At 32.1% G+C, this 5,773-nt stretch carries 5 protein-coding genes; all 5 read right to left on the reverse strand.

The annotated features are described in order from the left end of the window. Window positions 1-822, reverse strand: an 822-nt coding sequence (locus BHECKSOX2_RS03540; protein ID WP_139682495.1) for a DNA ligase, incomplete at its 3' end; no start/stop codon positions are given. A gap of 2 nt (window positions 823-824) precedes the next feature. Further along, complete coding sequence (locus tag BHECKSOX2_RS03545; protein WP_139682496.1) at window positions 825-1,793, reverse strand: Fic family protein; 969 nt, start codon at window positions 1,791-1,793, stop codon at window positions 825-827. Between the two features lie 9 nt (window positions 1,794-1,802). Next, window positions 1,803-2,576: a DNA-methyltransferase gene (locus tag BHECKSOX2_RS03550; RefSeq protein WP_139682497.1), complete on the reverse strand. Its 774-nt coding sequence runs from the start codon at window positions 2,574-2,576 to the stop codon at window positions 1,803-1,805. Between the two features lie 4 nt (window positions 2,577-2,580). Continuing rightward, window positions 2,581-4,551, reverse strand: coding sequence for an AlwI family type II restriction endonuclease (locus BHECKSOX2_RS03555; protein ID WP_139682498.1), 1,971 nt, complete (start codon window positions 4,549-4,551; stop codon window positions 2,581-2,583). Window positions 4,552-4,556: 5 nt separating this feature from the next. Beyond that, a partial coding sequence (locus BHECKSOX2_RS03560) for a DNA adenine methylase (protein WP_245391300.1) occupies window positions 4,557-5,773 on the reverse strand: 1,217 nt, incomplete at its 5' end.

Genomic DNA, 5,773 nt, shown 5'->3' on the forward strand with positions numbered 1-5,773 from the left:
AGTCCTAATGCGTAAAAACACAGGATATTTAAATTTTCCTTTTTTCGTCAAACCATAATATTTAAAAGTAACGCTAGTGCCAATAGCAGGTGGGTTTTTACGCTGAACATCTGTAAAGCCCGACCCAATCTTAACCATTGCACCGCCTTTAGTTTTACATAATAACGAACCCATCTTGTTCGTGTATTTTCCTTTGCCAAGCAAAATTTCCACCACCACACACTCCGTATCTAAATATTTTTTCACCTTGAGTGCCGAACTTAATCTCCCAGTTTGATATGCTGTAGTAGGATTTCTTACCACCACGCCTTCACCACCTTTATGCATAATATTACGCAAAAATTGTTTAACTTGATTTTGGTCGGTAATTGGGTGTTGCTTGATAATTTTAATTGGCGTATTTGCTTGCGTTTTTAAATAATCTTGCAAAACTTCCAATCTATTCAACAACCCATCATCTTGATTTGGCACTTCAAAAATTTTATGACTGATTTTGTGCCAGCGCTCATCAGGATTTTTGCGTCTAACAATACTACTAATTTCTTCAAAATCCGCACGCTTCGTCCATAATTCACCATCAATAGCAAATGGTGGATAATTTTCAATAAACCAATCAGGTGCCATAATTTGTTGACCACCACGCGTTAATAATTGCTCCCCATCCCAAAAACCTCTTATCCCGTCAAATTTCTCACTCATCACCCAACCCACAACAGACTTCTTATCATCATAAGTTTTGAGTAGAAATAAATCTGGCTTATTTGCCGCTAACAACAAACTCGGCAAACACAACAAACACAATATTTTGATTATTTTTTTCATAATTAAACCAATCGATATTTTTGTGTTGGGCTGTTAGGTTTATCTGGCTGCGTCATTTCAATTAAGTTATTAGATATTGCCAGCAATAAATAGCGTTGGCGGAAACTCTTAGCATCTTTTAATGATAAGGCAAGCATTAATTCTTCTTTGCTCATTTCACCTTTTATGACTGAAACCAGCCGTTTTACTTGGGGGCTTACTTGAGGGATTACTTGAGGGGTATCCTCATTACAACTATTAAGAATCATCTGCAGAATAAACTCAATAAAGGGTGCTGAATCGGCCTGTTTTGTGCTTTCTTGTAATGCTAAATAATAGTCGTCCTGATGTGCGTAAATTAGACTTTCAACAGGTAAATAACTAAAAATATCTTGCCACTGACTCAGTATCAAAGTTTGCCATAAACGCCCCATTCTGCCATTGCCATCTGCAAATGGATGAATAAATTCAAATTCATAATGAAAGATAGAACTAAGAATAAGTGGATGTTCATCGCTGCAAGCCAACCAATCAAATAAATCAAACATCAATCCATTGACACGCTCAGCAGAGGGAGCCATATGCATCACTTGCTTGCCTTTCATGACACCTACACCCGTATTTCTATATTGCCCCACATCATCAATCAAACCCTGCATCAAAGTTTGATGTGCATCTAATAAATCTTGCTGGCTTGTTGGGCGCCACTTTGTTAATTTTTCATAGGCTTTAATCGCATTACGCACCTCTTGCACTTCATGTGGCGGTGCAATGACTGCCTTGCCATCTAATACTGCGGTTATCTGCGCTTCAGTTAAAGTATTCCCCTCAATCGCCAATGAACCTTGAATAGTGCGAATGCGATTGATACGGCGTAAATATAAACTATTTTCCTGAGTTTTTAATGCCGATAACTGCCCTAATTTTTCACTGATTTCTGCAATCAGTGAAACAATGGCAGAGGTGATTGCATAGGGGGGTTTATAGTTCATTTTAGGTTTTTATTTGCCGCACAACCTAGCTGTTGAAATTTTAATATAATTTTTATCTTTCTCTATACCAATCCATTGCCTCCCATATTTTTTAGCAATATAAGCAGTTGTACCACTACCTGAAAATGGGTCAAGTACAATATCGCCATTATTAGAGCTTGCTAAAATAATTCTTTTTAGCATTTCTTCTGGTTTTTGCGTTGGGTGTAATGCTTTTCCGTCATTACCCTTTATACGCTCTTTACCTTGTACTAATGGCATCTGCCAAAAATCACGCATTTGTTTAAGGTTTCCATCTTTTTGCTTTTCAGGATTAATTTTTTTTAAAGTTTCATAGTTAAAAGTCCAACCACTTCCTTTGACTGCCCAAATAACAAATTCAGTAGAATGCGTGAAAATGCGTTTAGTCATATTTGGCATTGCATTGCTTTTGTACCATGTAATAATGTTGTTAACTTTATAACCTAATTGCTTTAAAACAATCATAGATTCACTGATGTTGTGATAACTACAAGCGATATATATTGAGCCTTTGTCTTTTAAAACTCTATCGCAAGCGCCAATCCACTGGCGAGTAAATTTCAAAAACTCTGGCGCTGTCATTTTGTCCCATGCTTCATTAACCATGTACCAGTCACCACCTGTTTTATTGCCCTTCCATTTCAAGCCATTGCCTGATAAATTGTAAGGTGGATCTGCAAAAATTAAATCAATGGATTTTTTATCAATTTTTGAATTGAGGGCTTTTATACAATCATCGTTGTAAATAATATTAGTTTTCATTGTTTTAATTTAGACTAGGTTTCAAAGTGTTTTCATACCACATTAGACCATCCTTTTCGTAATTTATATAGCTATTTTCCATTTTGCGTTCTAATGCGATTCGGTCATAACCTTTATCAATAATCAAACAAATATCATCGATAGCAAAAGGAATAATTTTTAATGAATTCACATATTTAGTTGTATCACTTGTATCATAGTATCGTAAGTCTTTATAAGACCTAAAATTTACTAAAACATTTGGATCTAAATAAGGGGCGATAAAAATTGCATAATCATTGGCATTAGAAGTGCTTAATTTATACCTTCCTAGATGTCTACTAACAGGCTCAATTTCCATTTTTCGTTGATTTTCTTTTTTAGATAAAGTTACCTCAATTAATGCGCTATGAGTACCATAGTCAAATACTAAGTCTGATTGCCCACCACCTGCAAATCTTCTAGGTAGTAATTCAGCGTCCATGCTCATGTTTAAAAAATCATGAATATCATCTTTTTTACCATTCATAACATAAAAAATTATCCCTATAATATATTCAAAAACTGTCGATGCATCGCACTCCCAGTGCAAATATGTTTGAATTCTTTTATCATATTGATCGTCTTTATTTTTTCTATTTTTAATGTGTTTCAACAAAGTTTTTAATTGTGATTTTGAAAAATGGCTGTCAATTAGTCCATTTAATTTATCTTTGTTTTCTTGTTTTATAATGCTGGCAATATTTTCATCGATATTGCCAGTTATTGAAAGAGATGGATATTTATTTTTTAAATTTTGCAATAAAACAGTATCTGTTATATATAACAATAGATTAATATCGTTAATATGTTTTGTTGTTGTTAATAATTCCTGGTATTCTTCTTTGGAGCCTGATAACGCAACACTCAATAAACTATTCTTTACTATTCTAAAATAAACTTCTGCAATTGGCGTTAATTTAATTTGCTCACCAAAAATAAAAATATCAGTTAACCCTAAAAATCTTTTATTGTTGTCAAAATATTCCTCTAAATTTGTCTTCCATTTAGAAAAATGAACGAGGTAAAAAAAGTTTTCATCTAAATTGGTGTTAAAATTAAGGCTTGTAAAGTACTCTTCTGCATCTTTGGTGCTTGCATCGGTAGGCTTATTTTTTTTATTAAATAGGAATTCATAAAACTTTGCTTTTGTCTTACTGGGTAAAACTTTAATAGTTTCAATAATATTGTTGACATCGTTTCTTGCTAGAGCTTCGTAAAGTTTTTTATACTTTTCTGATCCTTGCGATGTTTTTCTATTCATAAGCATATTTTCAAATGCAGTAATACCTTTGTCAGATGCTTGGAACACCCTTAACGCCTCTTGGTAATTAGACATATTTCTAATTTTTTCAACAATTAAATCATGTGTGTCAACGCTACGATCTGTGAGGTTTATTGTTAAAGATTGTAATTCCTGATAATTTTTAACCAAAGGCAGTAAATACCGAAATTCATCTTCGGTAATATAGTCATATTTGGTTATAAAGTAAGTAAGAGCAATAAAAGGGTTAATATCGAATTCTGAATAAAAATTTGAATTAACATTTTGAGAAAATTCTATTTTTAAAAATTGTTTTAAGTATAGAAAACTATCGTTTCTTATGCCAAAGGGGTTGTCAAAATCAAAAGTGTTATTGTTTAACATGTTAAACAGTTCATTGCCGACATCGGTTAATTTTCTATCAGCATTAACCAAGCCTAAATCAGACAATGAAGAGGTAACTTGCCTTGCATATTTTGTAACTTTATCCTCATTATTTGCATTAGAGTTAAACCAATCCTCATCTAATAATGCTTCTAAATATTCTGCCTGTAACTCCCTCCAGTTATAATCAGCTTGATTGTTATCATAAAGATTTTTTAATCTTATTAACTGCCTCTCAATTTTAAATTTGAGTTCAGACACCCTAAAACTTGTTGTGCCATACATCCAACTATATGTTTTAAAGCTCATAATAATTACCCTTTAACTTCACAATAAAAAACTCTTTCTATGTTGCCGTTTAAGTTACTTTTGCCAGTAGTGAATGTTTTGTAATCTCTTTCAAAAACATCTACTTTGCCTTTATTACTCAAAATATGCAAAATATCATTATCACTAATTCTTGCATTTGAACGTTCATTTTTTGAATCTTGTGTGTTGTTGTATGAGAATAAAATATGTTTGCAGTTTGCATGATTAATTAAATTAGAAAATGCCATAGTTGCATTTTTTAAACAATAATTACTTTTAATGTGGTTTCTATCCATTTTTTTACCAATACCGACTACGGCTGGTTTTTTCCATTCCACTAAATTTTCTAGCAAATGATACGCATCCGAGTATTGGCGTGAATTATAAGGAGGGTCAATATAAAGTACATCGCAAGATATTTTTTTAATTAACTGATTAGCATCTTCTTGGTAAACTTTGTTATTGACATTATGTGAATAATCAATATTTGGGATAAGCAGATTGACAGGTTTAGTTGAATCCATTTTTTTTCTGAATGCATCGTAATGACCGACTGTGTTAGCAACTTTATCAACTGCGTATAGCAAAGAACAGATTAAATTATTTTTCTCTTGTTGATTGCTTGCTATATTGTCTATTTCTTCCCTAATGACACCAATTTTTCTAGCATTTTCCATAAAAAAATAACGATTACCAAAATGTTCTGAAAAGTAATTTTCGCTAGGTGAGATAGAATTCAAATAGTTTATTTTTTCTTCTATATATAAGTCTTTCTTTGTGTTTAAAAATGTTTGTAAACAAGCATTATTTGCAGATAAAAAATCATTAGAAATAATACTAATATCTTTATTATTAAATCGATCACCAACCACGCCTGTGCCTGCAAAAATATCACAGAATGATTTTACTTTATCGCATTTTTGGCTAACTATATCTTCAATAAATCCTAATAATTTATACTTATTACCTAAATATCTACGGTTCTGTAATTGAAAATAACCAATTTTTGATTTATCTTGTTGATAATAATATTTGTTAATTTTGTGTATATTGTTTTGATAGTTAGGTGTTTCTACCTCCAATAAATCAAACAATCCCATTTGAAAGCCATCCCCCACATAACCAATGGTTTTATTATGTTTTAATTCTTGGTAAAAACTATTATGCCCGTTTTTGGCTATGATGACAAAATCTAATAATGCAATACCCATTATTTGCCCTG

The sequence above is a fragment of the thiotrophic endosymbiont of Bathymodiolus puteoserpentis (Logatchev) genome (assembly GCF_900127505.1).
In the GTDB taxonomy this organism is placed as follows: Bacteria; Pseudomonadota; Gammaproteobacteria; order PS1; family Pseudothioglobaceae; genus Thiodubiliella.